Genomic DNA, 17,006 nt, shown 5'->3' on the forward strand with positions numbered 1-17,006 from the left:
TATCCTAAATGGCCATTTAGGATAAATGAGTTGGTAAAAAATCGGTTTATTTTATCTAAAATGGCGATTAGTTAGTAAAATCCTGATCTTTAAGCCTAAATGCCCTACAGCCCTTATAGTATCTAGTGTTCTTTCGCCCATACCGCAAATTCGTTACCACTTGGTTCTGTAAAGTGAAACCGACAACCGCCAGGAAACTCAAAAATAGGTTTTAATATTACTCCGCCAAATGTCTCTACTTTTTTAAAGGTTGCGTGTATGTCGTCGCTATAAAAAATAAGTAATGCTGCCCCATGCTGAGTTAGTGATTTTAATGGAGCCTGAAAAATCCCACCATCTAACCCCTGCCCACTAAACGCCGTGTATTCTGGGCCGTAGTCAGTAAACTGCCAATTAAATACATGACTAAAAAAGGCCTTAGTTGCGGGTAAGTCGCATGCAGGAAACTCAACGTAATTTAGTTTTTCGTGATCGCTCATCGTTATTTCACTCTTTATTTTTACTCAGTTTATTAACCTTAAGCTTTACATACAGCCTGTGCAATATCATTAAACAATAACAGATCAGTATTTTACTAAGTAATTAAATAAGTAAGCATAATTTACTTAAAAGTTAGTGACTACAAATGAGAATAGCTATCTTTTGTATTTGTAACATATATAATAGCGCCTTTGTTTTATCCTCAGCTTTAAATAAAGGGATTAATTAACTATGCAGGCACCTTTGCACAGTGCGCCATTCGATAAGGTTAACGTAATTGCGCTTATAGTAAAAAGCGTAAGCAGTTATCGAGTTTTGGTATTTTTACGTTTTTTTATTGCCATAATTGGTGGCTATGCCTTTACCTCTGCAAGTACTGCGTTATTAAGTTTTGTATTGCCAATAGCTAAACAAGACGCTGTGCTTTTTAGTGTTTCAATAAGCATTTTAATTTATGCCGTTGTATTTATTTATGCCTTTAGCGTTAAATCATTAAGAAAAGTTTGGATCAGTATTTTGCTAAGTACAGGTGCGTTTATCGGATTGCTTGTATTACTAAAGGGTTGGGTATGAAAGACAGCTTTTTTAGATCGATGACTTGGTTACACACTTGGGTAGGGTTACTCGTTTGTTGGTTATTATATTTAATATTTTTTGCAGGAACACTTAGCTTTTTTAGAGACGAAATAACGCTGTGGAATCAACCTGCCATACATAATGTACAAGCCCAAACACAGCGTATAGAAGCGCAAAAACAACAAATAATTACAGGGTTTGATTACTTAGCTAACCATGGAGCTAACTCATCAAGCTGGCGTATTACATTACCTGAGCCGCGTATTCCTTATTTAATTTATGGTTATGCAAAGCCAAAAGAGCCAGACCAGCGCCGCAGCCAGTTTAAAAACACACAGTTAAACCCTAATACCATGAAAGAGCTTGAGCCCTTTGTAGATACTAAAGGTGGTAACTTTTTTTATCGGTTGCATTATGATTTACATTACATGGATGCAATAACCGCACGCTGGATTGTATGCTTTGCCAGCTTTTTTATGCTAATTGCCATTATATCGGGTGTGGTTATTCATAAGCGTATTTTTAAAGATATGTTTAGTTTTAGACGTAATAAAGGTAGCCGTACGTGGTTAGATGCCCACAATTTAAGCTCTGTGCTTGCCCTGCCTTTTCATTTAATGATTACTTACACGGGCATGATTACGCTCATATTTATGTTGTTTCCCTACCCTGCGCAAACGTCTTACGATGACGGCATGCGTGGCTTTTTTAACGATGTAACCCCTCGCAACACCATGACCGATAAAGCCCAAGGCGAATCATCAATGGTGCCGATTCAAAGCATTTTGGATCAGGTTTATACTAAGTGGCCTCATGCAGATATTACTCGCGTACAAGTTAACCAACCAAATATGGCAGCTTCAACAATTACCGTATTGGTAAGCGCAGGTAAAACACTGCGTGACCAAGCACCACGCTTAATATTTAGTGGTGCTACAGGGCAAATGGTTGCTAAAACTGATGACGAGCTAACTAGCAGCAAAGCGCTTTACGAGTCGCTTAATTCAATGCATACGGGGCGTTTAGCTACGTGGTTGTTGCGCTGGTTATACGTATTAGGCGGTATTGCAGGCTGTGTAATGATTGGCTCTGGCTGTATTATGTGGGCTAAGCGAATTCGCGAGCGAACTAAAAATAACGTTAAACCTTCGTTTGGTTTAAAACTAGTTAAAGGGTTAAACCTAGCCACTATTATGGGACTTCCACTGGCAACGTGTGCATTTTTTATTGCTAACAGACTACTTAGCCCAACTACCGCAGAGCGCGCCGATAAAGAAATACTCGCGTTCTTTTTAACATGGCTAGCGGTTGCTCTTTTAGCACTTATAAAGCGCGACACACTGCAATGGCGAGTTATGGCAGCTATAAATGCTGTTGCATGTTTAAGCGTACCGGTTATTAATGCACTTACAACTAACGGTAATATAGTTAGCTATTTGATGCACAAACAGTGGGCTTTATTTACTTTTGATGCACTGTTTTTGTTATTTAGTATATTATTTTTTATACAAACCGAAAAATTACGTACTGCTAAAAACAACTCAAAAATAATCAGCCCTAGTCAATCTAATAACCTTAAAAGGCAAAAACCATGATTGATTTACTTGGGTTCAGCCTATGTCTGCTCAGTTTTAACTGTTTTGCGCTGGCTAAGTATAATCATTTTAAAGATGTATTTAAAAAACGCCCTACAGAATCCCAACGTAAAAAGCTGCTATTAGCAGCTTGGATCAGTATTTTACTAAGCTTGGTGCTTTGTATAGTTACTCAAGGTGGATATGGAACATTACTATTTTGCGGTTTTATGAGCCTAAGTGTCTTAATTATAATGGTTTTTTATAATTTTTTAGTAGGCTACGTAAAGTGGTTTAGTGTTTTAAATAGCGTGTTAGTTGTACTAAGTGGGTTGTTTTTAGCATTAAACTAGCCTTAGTTAGTAAAAACGTGATCCGTTACTTTCCCATAGATTAGGCAAAAAAAATGGCAAGCTATATAGCTTGCCAACAATAGGGGATATTCAGTGTTTCCAATACTTGCTGTCTCACGGCAAGTACACACAATATAACCATAATATATTTAAGTTACTTTACAGTTAGGTGACTCTTTTATTACTACTGTAAAGGGGCTTTACATTGTTTATTGCTTAACCCAAATTATTTCATCGGTAGCAAAGCCCAACTCTTTAGCTTTAGTTAAAAAGTGTTCTTTAAGCTCTTTGCTAACCGTTGGTGTACGCGATAAAAACCACAAGTAATCTTTGTTGTAACTGGTTATAAATGCATATTGATAATCGGGTTGGTCAAGTTCAAAAATCACGTAAGCGCCATAAAATGGACCAAAAAACGAAACTTTAAAATGCCCGGTGTCAGTGCCCTCAACAAACTTGGCCAAGCCTTCGGCGTCATCCCATTTTTTATCATCCGTTAAATACCCTTTGTTAAGGACCTTTACTGTGCCGTCGTCGTTAATTGAATAAGTAGCGGTAACTTGCTCCATACCTTCTTCGAATGAGTGATTGAGCCGCGCTATTTCAAACCATTTGCCTTTATATTTTTGTATATCAAAGTTTTTAACGGGTGTTATTCCCTCAGGAGGGCTGGTGCAAGCACTAAGAAAAAATAGCCCTGTAATAAGTAAACCGTATTTAATAGCCTTCATGTAAGCTCCTTTTTAAATTACATAAATAGTACGTATTATCTAAATATAGATGGATATAAAGTTTGCTAGCCGATTAAAAAATTTTGCTATAGGATCATATTAATTCTAAAGCAATAAAAATGACCATAGCATGAAAATTTGGGTAGATGCAGACGCGTGTCCTGTTGTTATAAAAGAAATACTTTTTAGAGCTGCAGAGCGTATGAAAATCGAGACTATTTTAGTGGCTAATCACGCAATGCGTATTCCGCCGTCAAAATACATAAGCCGCGTTCAAGTATCGTCGGGGTTTGATGTAGCCGACGACGAAATAGTAAAACGTATTGAAAAAGGCGATTTAGTTATTACGGGCGATATTCCGCTAGCAAGTGAAGTAATTGATAACGGCGGGCAAGCACTCAACCCGCGTGGCGAGCTTTATACCACCGAGAATATCCGCTCAATACTTAACGTGCGAGACTTTATGGATACCATGCGCTCAAGTGGCGTAGAAATGAGTGGTGGGCCGCCGCCACTTAGCCAAACCGATCGCCAAAACTTTGCAAATAACCTCGACCGTATTTTAGCGCAAAACAAGGCTAACTAACTTGAATACCCAATTAGTTGGCTTAGGTGATACGCAATTTAGCGTGGCGGTATACGTAGCAAAAGCGCCGCCAATGCCGTTTTTTGAAACACTTGAATGCCTAGAACCGGTTATAAATGAGCAAATAAATACCATAAACCAGCACTGTGGTAATGGTTGGCGCAAAGTGTTTAACGTGTACGCAAAAGTGCTATTTGCCCTGCCAAGTGAGCATTATTCATTTGCTAAACAAGCCCCTACTTGGCAACAATATCGCGATGAGTATTTACTGCAAAAAAATAGTAAAAACGCCCTGCTATTTAGCGCGCCCAACATTACTATTACGTGTGCAAATAAAGCTACTAGCAATAAAAACCAGTTACACATAATTGCCGGTCGTACGCACGCTAAAAACTTATTACAACAAGGTAAGTTACATGCACAATTTGATTGGCTCGACGACGAGTTTGCAATAGACACCAGTAACAACATTATTGTGTGCCCATATTTTGATTACAGGCAACTAAGTAATATAAAAATTGCGAGATTAAGCGAGCTAGTCGCGCAGCTAAAAATGACTAAATAACCTGAACTCTGGATAATAAATCTATCTCAAGCAGCTATTTTCAGCGCTAACTGCGTTGAATTTACTTGCAATAGGCCAGCTATTGACGCGTAAATTCGCCTTGCTTTCACTGAAAATCTCTGGCTAGAGAAAATAAATTTAAATATCAAAATAATTTAATATGTTAGTAAATATCTTAACCAGAGTTCAGGTTAAATAACACATTGTAGGGAACGACCATGGCCGGAATTTTAGAGTTAAACGAATTATTAAAATCAATGCAGCCAGCGCTTAAGCAAGGCGAGTATATTTTTTGTTGCTTAGCAGGCTCACTTGCTGATTATGTTCACTTAGAGCCACTTGCCACTTACGTTGAAGAAGAAGGGCTAACCCTTATTTTAAAAGCTGAAACCGCCGATAAAGCAGGTATTACTTACGAAGGTAAATATAATTTAATTACCCTTAATGTACATTCAAGCTTAGAGGCCGTTGGGCTAACTGCTGCAGTATCTGCAAAGCTCACTGAGCATAATATAAGTGCTAATGTGGTCGCTGCGTTTTATCACGACCATATTTTTGTACAAACAGACAAAGCACAAGCCGCGATGAAAGCGCTTGGAGAGATTGGTTAGGATTTTTGCTAGTATGGTAGCAAGCTAAACATTTTAGTATTAATGTAATAAGCAGATACTAAAAACATATAACTTTATTCTTATTGCTAAAAGAAAACTCAATTAAGTAAGGAGACAATAAGTTGAGAAAACCAAGACTATTTATAGCTTCTTCAGTTGAAAGCTTACCCGTAGCTGAAGCTGTAAATGTTAATTTAGACCATGAATTTGAAGTAACGCTATGGAAAAATGGTACTTTTAAACTCTCATCAACAGTGATCGATGATCTTGTTGAAAAGTCGTCATTTGTAGATTTTGCACTATTTATATTTGCTCCAGAAGATATCGCTACGATCCGAAATAGACAAGAACATGTCGTAAGAGATAATGTAATTTTTGAAATGGGATTATTCGTTGGAGCTATAGGTAAATCTAGATCATTTATCCTAAAGCCTCGCGATATTGAAATGCATCTACCAACCGATTTATTAGGAGTAACTCCTGCTGATTATGATTCTGGACGTTCTGATTATGATTTGGTTTCAGCGACTAACCGTGCTTGTACATTAATTAAAGCTGAAGCAGAAAGGCTAGGAGTGATCAATAATCAAAATAGCTCTGGGATAAAAAGAAATATTGCGAATCCATCAGTTTATAACCTTAAGGCACAAGATTATAAATTTTTAGCAGCTTGTCTACAAAGTTATACGTCTGACCCTGATGGTCTCCCATTTTATAGAATTTCTAATAACTTTAGTTCTACAGATGACTCTATTTTTCAAATATCGTTGATCAAGTTAGAAAGAATGGGATATTTAAGTAAAGCTATTGAAACAGATCAACAAAGTGAATGCGATTTTTATACTTATTCTATAACCGAGATGGGGATTGATATATTGCTGCAGAATGAAGACTTACTCCAACCTCAAGGCTATAAACCTGATATACAATTTTAAGTTTACATTACACTATGTGAGCTACCATTTAACTTCCCCGTCGGGTGGCGCTTCGCTTAACCGAGCTACGCTTAGAAAAACTTCGGAGTTTAGAGAGGTTATATTAAAACACCGAACTTGTTAGTTCGGTGTTTTTATTGGTGCTAAATAGCGGGTGCTTGTTTAGCTCGTAAAACTTAAACTACATATCCGCTAAAACCTAGAGCTTTAAAATACAGCTTCGGAATGCCAAATTTGCACTCATTTAGCAGTTCGCTAAAGCGCATTCTATCAAGCGGGTAAAACTCATTTTCTAAGTCGTGCCCTGTTTGTGTTTTACCTGTTTCGGTTAAACCCAATTGCGCGCACGTTGTAAGCTGGGCTTCGCGCTCAAATGAAGTTTCAGGGCGCATTAAATCTGCAATATAAAGGTTTGCGTCTTTTTTAAGGCTTCCTTTAATCGCTTTTAATAACTCTTTTTTATCGCCGTTATCTTGTACAAAATGCATTACCAATAAACATAAAACGGCATCGGCTTTAACCGATAATTTATCAACTGGGCCATTATGAATATTAACGCGGCTTACTATGCCTTGCTCATCAAATTGCTGCTTCGCGATAGCAAGCATATCGGCTGATGTATCTTGCGCGGTAAATTGCCATGTAGGGTTTAGTGCAGCCAGTGCAAGCACTTCTTTGCCTGTGCCTGCCCCTACTACTAAAATATGCGCATTATCGCTTAGCGTTGCTTTTAGCTGCGCGTTAGTGAGCTGATGTAATAATTCATAACCAGGAACTAAACGGGTTATACGGCTATCGTATTGTGTTGCTTGCTCGCCTGTAAACGTTGGCATTGTATCTCCTTGTTTTCAGTAATGTTGCTTATAAAACTTCAACTGTGGAATATCCACCTGGCTTTTTGGCTACATGCACTTGAGTGGCTACACGCTCGCTCATTTGTGTTACGTGCGATATAACGCCTACTTTTCTGCCTTGTGCTTGCAAAGAATCCAAAGCGTCCATTGCAATGCTTAGGGTTTCGCTGTCTAACGTACCAAACCCTTCGTCAATAAACAAAGAATTGATTTGTACTTTGTTTGACGAAAGCGATGCTAAACCAAGTGCAAGCGCGAGCGATACTAAAAATGACTCACCGCCCGAGAGTGTATTAACAGAGCGTTGCTCGTCGGCCATGTCGCGGTCGATAATCGCAATGTCGAGCGTTTGCGCTATGGCGGTTAATTCGTAGCGTTTGTTGAGTGTTTTTAAATGGCTGTTGGCATAGTGCAGTAATATTTTTAACGTTTGTGTTTGCGCTAAGTTACGCATGGTTTTACCCGTTGCATCACCCAATACTTTATTAAGCAAGTGCCATTGTTCAACCTGCGTTTTAAGCGTAGTTAACTCAGCTTGTTTGCCTTCAAGCGCTTTCGCATTTTGGTTATGTTGCTCAATAGCGGTATTAGTTGCTAGTAATGAATTTTGCAGCTGCGTTTGTTGCTCGTTTAAGCTGCTTAGTTGCGTACTTAAAGCCTCTGCACTTTGCGTTGGTTTATCGCTACTGTTGTGTTTTTCAAGCGTAAGTTGCTGCTGTTTTAATGCGGCGTTTGCATCTGTTACCGCTTGAGTTAACTGCTCGTGCTGAGTTAAATGCGCTTTAATAGTCTCGCTACTAAGCGTTAGTAAAATTTTGACCTGTTCGTGCGTTGCATTGCTGTATTGCGCTTTAAAGTCAGTAAACCACTGGTTATAACGTGCCTCAAGCGTTGCTAGCTCTTGGCTGTTTTCAAGTAAGCGTTGCTCTACATTTTTAAGCGTTATGGCGTGCTCATCTCGTTGTTTTATAGCGTCGTCATATGCTTTTTGACTCGCTTGAACCTGCGATTGCAGTTGCTCTTGCGCACTTGTAAGTTTTGCTTGGTAGTCGTCTGCACTTATTTGCTCGTTATTAAATAAAGCTAAGCGCTCACTTTGTACAGTGCTTAGTAAATTTTTAGCTTTTACAAGCTCTTCATTAAGTGCTTTTAACGACTGCTCGTTGTTACTTATAAGCGGTGTGAGCTGCTTTATTTGTTCATTAGCTGTGTCTTGACGTTTTTGGCTTTGCTCAAGTTGCGTTTGAGTTTGCTGATACTGCGTAACCTGCTCGTGCAGCTCGCTAAGTTCAAGCGTATTGGCTTGTAGTTGCTGCCAAAAATCACTATTTTCAAATTGGCTATTGAGCGTTGTACCGAGCTCGTTAATTTGCGCACTTAGCTCGCTATGCTTACTCGTTAACTGGTTTTGCTGGTGTGTAAGCTCAAGATGTTTATTACTCAGTTGATGCTGTACTTGCTGCTCTGCTTTAAGTGCTGCTTGTAGCTCATTTACTTTAGTTTGCAGTGTACGTTGGCGTTTTTGCTGCTCAAAGTATTGCGCTTTTTGCTCCGTTAACTGCTTATAAGTCACTTCAAGCTGATCAGGCGTTAAGTCGTTAAGCTCGGTGCGTGCGCCTTGCATAATATTTTTAATGTCGAGCTGTTTAGCTTTTGCTGTTTGTATTACTTGCTCAAGTTGTCCGTGTTCAGCAGTTAATACGGCGTGTTGAGTTTGGTGCTTATGCAGCTCGCTTTGTGCATGGTCAAATTGCTTTTTAGCTATATTAAAAGCATTTTCAAAATCAGTAATTAAGTTATTTAATTGCTGATTTTGATTTACCGCATACGGGTGCTCAGTTGCGCCGCACACTAAACAAGGCTCATTAGGGCGAAGCTCAGTGCGTAAATGTTCTACGTTTTCGCTGGCTCTTAAGCGCGCTTGGTTAAGTGCGTACTCGTTGCCTTTAAGCGCTTGCTCGCTGGTTATTAAATGCTGATTAAGTAAAGCATGGGCTTGCTGGCTTTCATTTAACTGCTGATTAAGTACTTGTTGGCGTTGAGTACTTTGTTTTAGTTCTGCGTTAAATTGCCCGTAGCGCTCTCGCTGCTCTTTTAAGTAATCAATACTTTTTAACTGCGCGTCGCAGTGCTCTGCATTAAACTCATTAAGCTGAGTATTTAATGCCTGTAAAGTTGATTGCTCACCACTAAGTGCCACCTCGCACTGCTGCACTTTATTATTTTGCGCATTTAAAAGATCGCTCTGACTTGCAAGCTCGCTATTAAGAGTTTGGCTTTGTGCAAGGTTTGCGGTTAATTGCTGCTGTGCATTTAAGTAAGTATTAAAGCTTTGCTGATAGTAGCTCCAGTCTTTTGCTAAAACATGCAGCTGTGCATGCTCATTAAGCCATTGCTGGCTTTTAGTTGATTCGGTATTAGCGAGTTCAAGCTCGCTATTGCTTTGTTTAAGCTGCTGTGTGAACTCATCTAATTGAGATTGCTCTTTGGTTATTTGCGACTCAGTACCTTTTACAGCTTGAGTTTGCAAGGCAATGTTACTGTCGAGCTCTCGCGCTTTGGCTATAACGGGCGCTGCATTTTGCTTTTGCTCATTGGCGTTATTAAGCAGCTCGGTATGCTTAGCTAGCGCGGTATTACGCTCGTTAATTACCGCTAAATGATCAACACTTTTAAGCGATGAAATTTGCTGGTTTTGCGCCGTATTTTGATCGGTTAATTGAGTAAAACGACTGCGGTTATCTTTTATTTCAAGCGCTTGTTTAGCTTGTTTTGCCTGCTCGCTTTGCTCAACGATACTTTCAAGCGCTGAGCTTGCTTGTTGCTGGGTTTGCTGTGCTTGCAGTAAGTTTTGCTCAAGTACTGTAGCTTGCTGATACCAGTTAAGTGCTTTTTCGGCTTTGGATAGCTCTTTTTTAGTGTGTTCGGTTTGCGCTTTTAAATCGGTTAACTTGGTTTGTTGTAGCTCAAGTTCTTCTGGTGCTAGCAAAGTATAGCTTTCAAGGCCTGCTTTAAGCGCTTCAAGCTTTGCTACTTGCTCTTTATGGCGCTCAAAAATACGCACGCCAATACGGCTAAATTTATCGGTGCCCGTTAAGCACTCTAAAAGTTGCGCTCGCTCATCGCCAGTGGCTTTTAAAAACGCAGCAAACTCATGTTGTGCTAAAAGTACGGCACGGGAGAACTGCTCAAAGTTAAGCCCTATTTTACTCTCGACTTCTTTTATTGTGTGGCTTTTGTCAGCTATAAGGGTTTCGTCTGGCAGGGTTACTAAAGTGTGCTCTGCTACTTTAAGTTTGCCTGTTACTTTTTTATGGGTCCGTGCAATTGTATAGCGCGCACGATAAAGCTGTTTATCTTGTCCTAAAAAGTCGACCTCGGCGTAGCCTTCCCATGTACCTCTGCGTAGCAAGTTTCGCGCATCATTAAGCTTAATGCTGTCGCCGTTAAACTCAATTAAGTTACCTTTATCACCGCGCAGCCTCGCTGTTTTTGTATAAAGGGCTAAACAAATGGCATCTAAAAAGGTACTTTTACCAGCGCCAGTATCGCCAGTAATGGCAAATAGACCTGCGTCTTTTAATGGGGCTTTAGTAAAATCTATTTCAGCGTCAACTATTGAGGCTAAATTATGAATACGAACTGCGGTTATTTTCATAGTTGTTCCTGCTCCGTTAGCTCGTTTATCACGTCACTTAAAAGTGCTTTTAGCTCATCGGGTACGCTTTGCCCTGCCATGTCTTTATCGTTTGCGAATGCTTGTTCTAATAGGTTTAGTGGATTGAGCATTTCAACTTCGCTTAAATCTTCAAATACGGTGTTGTCGTCATTTTGCGCTGATTGCTCACGTACACGTTCAATACCACAAAATTTAATATGCTTACCTTCAAGTGCTTGTTCTATTTGTTCTCTGAAGGTGGTGTCGGTATCGCTTGATTTAAGCTTTACACGTAAATAAGGCGCTATTATATTTTGTGCGGTGTCGAGCGCTTTAATTTGCTCGCATAGTTCGCTTAATGGTACACACTCCCCTTTTGGTAAAATAATCACATCGGCAGAGCGCGGAATGTAAAGGGGGTTTACAGTTGTACTAATATGTTGTTTTTCATCAATAATAAACTCAACAACATTTACTTGGTGCGTATAGTTACGTTCTGAAAACGACATAGGGATAGGTGTGCCGCTGTATCGAATAACATCACTTTTAGCGACTTGTTGCGCTTTGTGTAAGTGCCCAAGAGCGACGTAGTTGGCTTGTTTACCAAATACATTAGCAGAAATAGACTCTTCACCACCTATTACTAAGTTACGCTCAGAATCACTTGAAATATCCCCGCCTTTTGCGTGTAAATGCCCCATAACTATTAATGGTGAGTTTTGCTCGTTTATATTAGTAGCTTGCTCTAGTGCAAGTTCGTAAGCTTTTGAAACGCCTTGAGCATAACTAGGACCGCTTTCAGTTTGGCTAAGTAAGCTGACATCACTTGCGCGTAAAAATGGCATAGCGACAATTACAGCGCGTTTACCATTGGTATTTATGGTAATAACAGTTTCATCGGGTGTTGCGACATCAAAGCGCCCTACTACGTGAGTATCAAACTGTGCAAGTAATGGCTGAGCTGCCAAAATACGATTTGCAGAGTCGTGGTTACCCGCAATAATCACTACGTGTAATAGTGGGCATGCTTTTTTGGCGTCTTTAATAAATTGATAAAGCTGATTTTCAGCGCTAGCACTTGGAGTCGCTGTATGATAAATGTCGCCAGCAACTAAAAGTAAGTCTATTTGTTGTTCAACAAGAGTGGCTAATAACCATGTAAAAAAAGCTTGATGTTCAACACGGCGATCGTGTTCGTAAAATTGTTGGCCAAGGTGCCAATCTGAGGTGTGGAGGACTTTCATGTCGCGCTCTTAATAAAACCGTAAGAGCGCCAATATACCCAAGGCTGTTAAAGATGCAAGCCTAAGGCATGCATTACGTTAGGTTAAACTGTACCAAGCTGAAAAAACAACCGGTAATGCTAAAAGTGCCATTAATAATGGAATTTTTAACGTTTTAGTTTGTTTTGCGTGTAGCGCCTTTAGTGCATTAGTTTCGTTGCACGCTGCTACTTTATCGATATAAAAATAACCCGAATCGAGATACTGCTTACAGTTATTCTCACTTGCTGGAATCGCAATTAGTTCTTGTTGTTTTTTTAGGATGTAAAAATCCATAAGCCCACCGCATTTCTTGCTAGTAATCGATATTAATTTGAGGATAAATGTGACGAATTTATTTGCCTCAAATAAAAAGGTTGGCGATTTTAAATATAAACAGCACTAAAGATCAACCTAAAATTACACTATTTGTCATTTATCGTACAAATAGCGAATATTAATGAAGTTCGGCAATATTTAAGCCAATTATTTACTCGTTTCACTGTGTTTTTGTTCAGTAGAAAGGGCTTTTAGGCCATTTTACTTGTTGCGAATTAGTAATACTTATACGTAGGATTAATGGTTTACCTGGTAATGCCAAAGCAATACTTTTTTAGCAATATATATAAAGTGAATGATATTTTTTTAAGTTCTGGGACTTTGTGTTTAACCGATCAAAACCATTATTAAAACCCAATTTTGTAAACCCCCTTTACAGTTTTTATCTATTCGTATTTTGTTACAAAATAATTGTATTTTCCAATCTAAAAAACTAAGTGAACATCACCCTAAAAATACGGTACTTGGTCGCTAATTTATTGAAGCTAACTGGTATATTTGTCAAAGTACGCTCACAAAATTATATTAGGACTAACAATGAAAAAAATAGGTCTTACGCTAAGTGCTTTTGTATTGCCGTTCGCAATATCGAGTGCAGCTATGGCGTCTTCGGTTGAGCAAACAAAAGGTTCTTTTGTTGATAAATTTCGTCAATTAGACGAAGCACTTCCTACACCCAATGTTTATCGTAGTGCCGCTGGCGAACCAGGTGAAAAATACTGGCAGCAACGTGTAAATTACGATATTGATGTGAAGCTAGATGAAAAAAAGCACCGCATTACCGGTAGCCAAAGCATTGAATATAAAAATAACTCACCACATACGCTTAAATATTTATGGTTACAGTTAGATCAAAATATTTTTAAAAGTGACTCTATTGCCGAAACAACAAAAACATTTAAAAGCACTTTAGAAAGCCTACCAGCTCAAAAGCCCGCTAAATTAAGTTTAGGTGAATTACGTCGCCAGCAATTTATGAGCGACAACGAACTGGGTTATACAATCAGTGGCGTAAAAGATGACGATGGTAAAGAGCTACGCGTAACTGTAGTTGATACCTTAATGCGCATCGATTTAAACGAGCCATTAAAACCAGGTAAAGAAGTAGAATTTAGCATGAACTTTGCCTTCAACATTGTTGAAGAAGATGCAGTGGGTGCACGTTCTGGTTACGAGCACTTTGAAGAAGACGGCAACGACATATTCTTAATTGCTCAGTGGTTTCCTCGTTTAGCGGCTTATACCGATTACGAAGCATGGACAAACAAACCGTTTTTAGGCTCTGGTGAGTTTACGCTTGAGTTTGGTGATTACGATGTTGAGATTACTGTTCCGGCAGATCACATTGTATCGGCAACAGGTAAACTTGATAACGCGAGCAAAGTACTTACAAGTACTCAGCGTAAACGTTTAAAGCAAGCCGAAACATCTAAGCGTCCTGTGTTTATTGTTAACGCAGAAGAAGCGCTAGAAAACGAAAAAGAAGGCACCGACAAAACTAAAACGTGGCACTTTAAAGCGCAAAACGTACGTGACTTTGCTTGGGCGTCGTCTCGTAAGTTTATGTGGGATGCAAAGGGTTATCAGCAAGGTGGTGACGTTCAGCCTTTAGTTATGGCAATGTCGTTCTTCCCTAAAGAAGGTGGTGACTTATGGGAGAAGTACTCAACTGAAGCGGTAGTACACACAATGGAAGTGTACTCTAAGTATTCTTTTGACTACCCATACCCAACTGCGCAATCGGTAAATGGCCCTGTTGGCGGTATGGAATACCCAATGATTACCTTTAACGGCCCGCGTACTAAGTTACAAGATGATGGTACACGTACTTATTCTCAAGCTGAAAAGCGCTTTTTACTTGGCGTAGTTATTCATGAAGTGGGTCATATTTACTTTCCAATGATTGTTAACTCAGATGAGCGCCAATGGACGTGGATGGATGAAGGCTTAAATAGCTTTTTAGATGGCGTTGCTGGTCGTGAATGGGATCCTACTATTCCTTGGGGTGTTGAGCCTCGCGATATAGTGAGCTACATGAAGTCTGAAAACCAAGTACCTGTTATGACTCAGTCAGACAGTGTATTACGCTTAGGTCCTAATGCTTATACTAAACCTGCAGCAGCCCTTAATATTTTACGTGAAGTAATTTTAGGCCGTGACTTATTCGACTTCGCATTTAAAGAGTATGCTCAGCGCTGGAAATACAAGCGCCCTACTCCAGCTGATTTTTTCCGTACAATGGAAGAAGCCTCTGGTGTTGATTTAGATTGGTTTTGGCGTGGCTGGTTTTACACCACAGACCATGTAGATATCTCTTTAGATAAAGTATATCAACTACGTTTAGACACTAAAAACCCTGATATTGATTACAGCCGTTTACGTGATATTGAAGCAGACAAACCTACTTCATTATTTGTTGAGCGTAACCGCGCACAAGGTAAAAAAACATGGGTTGAGAAAAACTCTGATGTTACCGATTTTTATGACGAAAACGACCGTTTTACTGTAACCAATAAAGAACGTAACTCGTACAATAAGTTTTTAAAAGGCTTAGAGCCGTGGGAGCGTAAAACGCTTGAGCGTGCTTTAGAAGAAGATAAAAACTATTACGTTATGGAATTTTCAAACCTTGGTGGTTTGGTAATGCCTATTTTATTAGAGCTAACATATGAAGATGGCACTAAAGAAGAGCGCTATATTCCTGCTGAAATTTGGCGTCGTAATTATAAAAACGTTCAAAAGCTGATTGTTACCGATAAAAACAAACCGCTTGTATCAGTTACTGTTGACCCAGGCTGGGAAACAGCTGACGTAGATGTTGAAAACAATAACTACCCTCGTCGTATTATTCCTTCACGTATTGAAGTGTTTAAAAAGGAAAAGAGTAAAGCTAAAGTAAGTCGCGATATCATGCAAGATATTAAAACTGAGCTTAAAACTGATGAGAAGAAAGACGAAAAGGATGACGGTGAGGAGCAGCAATAATGCGCTTTTTGCTTATTATTGTTTGCCTTTTAGTTGCTGCGCCAAGTATGGCGCATCAACTAAAATCGTCAGTTACAACCGTGCTTTTTAATAAACGAACGCATAATGTTGAATTAATGCATCGCTTTTATTTACATGATACCGAACACGCCGTAGGAACATTGTTTAAAGGCAAAATTGATATTATTAGTAATAAAGCCGACCAACAACGTTTTGCTAAGTATGTTGAATCGCATGTTGCTCTACAAACGTTAAGTGGTGAACCTTTACCACTTAACTTTGTGGGAGCACAAGTTGATGGTAAGTTTTTTTGGGTTTACCAAGAAGCACCAATTCCTGAAAACATTGAAGGAATTAAAATGAGTAATGGCGCACTTCGTGATTTATGGCCATCTCAGGTAAATATGGTAAACGTTGAGGGCAAAGGTAAGATTAAAACTTTAAACTTTGCTCAAGATGATACTTGGCTCGAAGCCCGCTTTGAGCAAAATTAATATTTAAAACTTCCCCAACCGACGCGCACAGTTGTTTATGTGCGCGTTTTCTTCATGCGTTTAAACTGCGTTCATGTTTGATCTGTTATTTGTAAATTTACGTAAAATTTGTGAGTTCAATTTGTATATTTACCTTTTTTTGCGCATGATATATCAAGCACTTAAATTACTTTGTTATCAATAGATTGATAATGGTGCGTATTAATATTTAAATATAGTTAGTTTCATTTATCCCTTTGTATTTACCGGCCTAGGGCATAAGCAGTAGAGAATTTTATGTTTAAATTTCATTTAGTAATAACTAAATTCAGGGAATGATATGACTACTCAGGTTGAGGCTATTTTTGGAGTGATTTTTGATTTAGATGGAACATTGGTTTCATCAGAATTAGATTTTGCATTAATAAAGGCCCAAATAGGTTGCCCTTGCGAGCAAGACTTACTTGATTACATTGCTCAGTTGCCCTCACCGTATATGCGTGAAGAGGCAATGAATATAGTTCACCAACACGAATTAATAGATGCACAACATGCCAGTATATTACCTGGTGTGAGTGAAGCTATTCATGCTTTAAAGTCTAAAAATATTCCGATGGCGATTGTTACTCGCAATTTTGATAAAGCAGCGGCAATTAAATTACAAAATAATCCACTCCCTATCAGCACAGTTTTAACGCGAAGCGATGCCCCAGCAAAGCCAGATCCCAGCGCTTTAAATGCCATTGCTACACTTTGGAACATTAACGCCAGAAATTTACTTTATGTAGGCGATTACCTTTACGACATTCAAGCTGCGCACAATGCAAATATGCGCGCGTGTTTATACGCTCCAGAGTCAACGCCTGCTTATGCCGATCAGGCAGATTACGTTTTACATGACTTTGTTGAATTAGTGACATTAGTTGAGAGTTATTCTGAAAAAATAGAGTTATGTTAAATAGCGTACTATTAAATTTATTTAAGAATAAGTGCTACGTTATTTAAATTACAAAATAACGTTTGT

The 17,006-nt window shown here is 39.0% G+C and carries 16 protein-coding genes; 10 read left to right on the forward strand and 6 right to left on the reverse strand.

The window, feature by feature from the left end:
- Positions 1-122: 122 nt before the first annotated feature.
- On the reverse strand, positions 123-479 hold the full coding sequence (locus I6F42_RS00540; protein WP_007583589.1) for a VOC family protein: 357 nt from the start codon (positions 477-479) through the stop codon (positions 123-125).
- A gap of 232 nt (positions 480-711) precedes the next feature.
- Between I6F42_RS00540 and I6F42_RS00545 the strand changes: the two genes are divergently transcribed.
- The 3 genes from I6F42_RS00545 to I6F42_RS00555 are packed head-to-tail and all read left to right on the forward strand — an operon-like array spanning position 712 to position 2,983.
- Positions 712-1,053 (forward strand): hypothetical protein, encoded by a 342-nt coding sequence (locus I6F42_RS00545; protein WP_007583591.1) that lies wholly within the window; start codon positions 712-714, stop codon positions 1,051-1,053.
- On the forward strand, positions 1,050-2,651 hold the full coding sequence (locus I6F42_RS00550; RefSeq protein WP_197149931.1) for a PepSY domain-containing protein: 1,602 nt from the start codon (positions 1,050-1,052) through the stop codon (positions 2,649-2,651). The genes I6F42_RS00545 and I6F42_RS00550 overlap by 4 nt, the downstream gene beginning before the upstream one ends.
- On the forward strand, positions 2,648-2,983 hold the full coding sequence (locus tag I6F42_RS00555; RefSeq protein ID WP_007583595.1) for a DUF3325 domain-containing protein: 336 nt from the start codon (positions 2,648-2,650) through the stop codon (positions 2,981-2,983). Before I6F42_RS00550 ends, I6F42_RS00555 begins: the two co-directional genes overlap by 4 nt.
- A 209-nt stretch (positions 2,984-3,192) precedes the next feature.
- Here I6F42_RS00555 and I6F42_RS00560 read toward each other — a convergent pair whose 3' ends face one another.
- Complete coding sequence (locus I6F42_RS00560; RefSeq protein WP_007583597.1) at positions 3,193-3,714, reverse strand: lipocalin family protein; 522 nt, start codon at positions 3,712-3,714, stop codon at positions 3,193-3,195.
- Positions 3,715-3,844: 130 nt separating this feature from the next.
- Here I6F42_RS00560 and I6F42_RS00565 point away from each other — a divergent pair, with 130 nt between their 5' ends.
- From I6F42_RS00565 to I6F42_RS00580, 4 genes are all read left to right on the forward strand, one after another.
- Entirely contained in the window at positions 3,845-4,300 is a 456-nt protein-coding gene (locus I6F42_RS00565) for a YaiI/YqxD family protein (protein ID WP_007376692.1), read from the forward strand.
- 1 nt (position 4,301) lies between these two features.
- Positions 4,302-4,865 carry a DUF6942 family protein gene (locus I6F42_RS00570; protein WP_024591556.1) on the forward strand — a complete coding sequence of 188 codons (564 nt, stop codon included), beginning with the start codon at positions 4,302-4,304 and terminating at the stop codon, positions 4,863-4,865.
- A 218-nt stretch (positions 4,866-5,083) separates the two neighbouring features.
- Positions 5,084-5,476: an ACT domain-containing protein gene (locus tag I6F42_RS00575; RefSeq protein ID WP_197149935.1), complete on the forward strand. Its 393-nt coding sequence runs from the start codon at positions 5,084-5,086 to the stop codon at positions 5,474-5,476.
- Positions 5,477-5,598: 122 nt separating this feature from the next.
- On the forward strand, positions 5,599-6,411 hold the full coding sequence (locus I6F42_RS00580; RefSeq protein WP_197149938.1) for a TIR domain-containing protein: 813 nt from the start codon (positions 5,599-5,601) through the stop codon (positions 6,409-6,411).
- Between the two features lie 176 nt (positions 6,412-6,587).
- Here I6F42_RS00580 and I6F42_RS00585 read toward each other — a convergent pair whose 3' ends face one another.
- The 4 genes from I6F42_RS00585 to I6F42_RS00600 all read right to left on the reverse strand — a co-directional run bounded on the left by I6F42_RS00585 (position 6,588) and on the right by I6F42_RS00600 (position 12,482).
- Complete coding sequence (locus tag I6F42_RS00585) at positions 6,588-7,244, reverse strand: class I SAM-dependent methyltransferase (RefSeq protein ID WP_197149941.1); 657 nt, start codon at positions 7,242-7,244, stop codon at positions 6,588-6,590.
- Between the two features lie 28 nt (positions 7,245-7,272).
- Complete coding sequence (locus I6F42_RS00590) at positions 7,273-10,923, reverse strand: SbcC/MukB-like Walker B domain-containing protein (RefSeq protein ID WP_197149957.1); 3,651 nt, start codon at positions 10,921-10,923, stop codon at positions 7,273-7,275.
- Entirely contained in the window at positions 10,920-12,167 is a 1,248-nt protein-coding gene (locus tag I6F42_RS00595; protein WP_197149961.1) for an exonuclease SbcCD subunit D C-terminal domain-containing protein, read from the reverse strand. Before I6F42_RS00595 ends, I6F42_RS00590 begins: the two co-directional genes overlap by 4 nt.
- A gap of 78 nt (positions 12,168-12,245) precedes the next feature.
- Positions 12,246-12,482 carry a hypothetical protein gene (locus I6F42_RS00600; protein WP_002959190.1) on the reverse strand — a complete coding sequence of 79 codons (237 nt, stop codon included), beginning with the start codon at positions 12,480-12,482 and terminating at the stop codon, positions 12,246-12,248.
- 579 nt (positions 12,483-13,061) lie between these two features.
- Here I6F42_RS00600 and I6F42_RS00605 point away from each other — a divergent pair.
- The 3 genes from I6F42_RS00605 (at position 13,062) to I6F42_RS00615 (ending at position 16,940) form a co-directional block, all read left to right on the forward strand.
- The gene (locus I6F42_RS00605) at positions 13,062-15,509 is read left to right on the forward strand and encodes a M1 family metallopeptidase (protein ID WP_024592705.1); all 2,448 of its coding nucleotides are present in this window, start codon (positions 13,062-13,064) and stop codon (positions 15,507-15,509) included.
- Positions 15,509-16,003: a DUF6702 family protein gene (locus I6F42_RS00610; protein ID WP_007583614.1), complete on the forward strand. Its 495-nt coding sequence runs from the start codon at positions 15,509-15,511 to the stop codon at positions 16,001-16,003. Before I6F42_RS00605 ends, I6F42_RS00610 begins: the two co-directional genes overlap by 1 nt.
- Positions 16,004-16,322: 319 nt before the next feature.
- Positions 16,323-16,940 (forward strand): HAD family hydrolase, encoded by a 618-nt coding sequence (locus tag I6F42_RS00615; protein WP_007583617.1) that lies wholly within the window; start codon positions 16,323-16,325, stop codon positions 16,938-16,940.
- Positions 16,941-17,006 lie beyond the last annotated feature (66 nt).

Source organism: Pseudoalteromonas sp. SWYJZ12, assembly GCF_015864395.1.
GTDB classification, from domain to species: domain Bacteria; phylum Pseudomonadota; class Gammaproteobacteria; order Enterobacterales; family Alteromonadaceae; genus Pseudoalteromonas; species Pseudoalteromonas arctica.

Excerpts from the sequence above, each read along its gene's own strand:
- I6F42_RS00540 (WP_007583589.1), bottom strand. The coding sequence starts at position 479 with ATGAGCGATCACGAAAAACTAAATTACGTTGAGTTTCCTGCATGCGAC.
- I6F42_RS00545 (WP_007583591.1), top strand. The coding sequence starts at position 712 with ATGCAGGCACCTTTGCACAGTGCGCCATTCGATAAGGTTAACGTAATT.
- I6F42_RS00550 (WP_197149931.1), top strand. The coding sequence starts at position 1,050 with ATGAAAGACAGCTTTTTTAGATCGATGACTTGGTTACACACTTGGGTA.
- I6F42_RS00555 (WP_007583595.1), top strand. The coding sequence starts at position 2,648 with ATGATTGATTTACTTGGGTTCAGCCTATGTCTGCTCAGTTTTAACTGT.
- I6F42_RS00560 (WP_007583597.1), bottom strand. The coding sequence starts at position 3,714 with ATGAAGGCTATTAAATACGGTTTACTTATTACAGGGCTATTTTTTCTT.
- I6F42_RS00565 (WP_007376692.1), top strand. The coding sequence starts at position 3,845 with ATGAAAATTTGGGTAGATGCAGACGCGTGTCCTGTTGTTATAAAAGAA.
- I6F42_RS00575 (WP_197149935.1), top strand. The coding sequence starts at position 5,084 with ATGGCCGGAATTTTAGAGTTAAACGAATTATTAAAATCAATGCAGCCA.
- I6F42_RS00585 (WP_197149941.1), bottom strand. The coding sequence starts at position 7,244 with ATGCCAACGTTTACAGGCGAGCAAGCAACACAATACGATAGCCGTATA.
- I6F42_RS00590 (WP_197149957.1), bottom strand. The coding sequence starts at position 10,923 with ATGAAAATAACCGCAGTTCGTATTCATAATTTAGCCTCAATAGTTGAC.
- I6F42_RS00595 (WP_197149961.1), bottom strand. The coding sequence starts at position 12,167 with ATGAAAGTCCTCCACACCTCAGATTGGCACCTTGGCCAACAATTTTAC.
- I6F42_RS00600 (WP_002959190.1), bottom strand. The coding sequence starts at position 12,482 with ATGGATTTTTACATCCTAAAAAAACAACAAGAACTAATTGCGATTCCA.
- I6F42_RS00605 (WP_024592705.1), top strand. The coding sequence starts at position 13,062 with ATGAAAAAAATAGGTCTTACGCTAAGTGCTTTTGTATTGCCGTTCGCA.
- I6F42_RS00610 (WP_007583614.1), top strand. The coding sequence starts at position 15,509 with ATGCGCTTTTTGCTTATTATTGTTTGCCTTTTAGTTGCTGCGCCAAGT.
- I6F42_RS00615 (WP_007583617.1), top strand. The coding sequence starts at position 16,323 with ATGACTACTCAGGTTGAGGCTATTTTTGGAGTGATTTTTGATTTAGAT.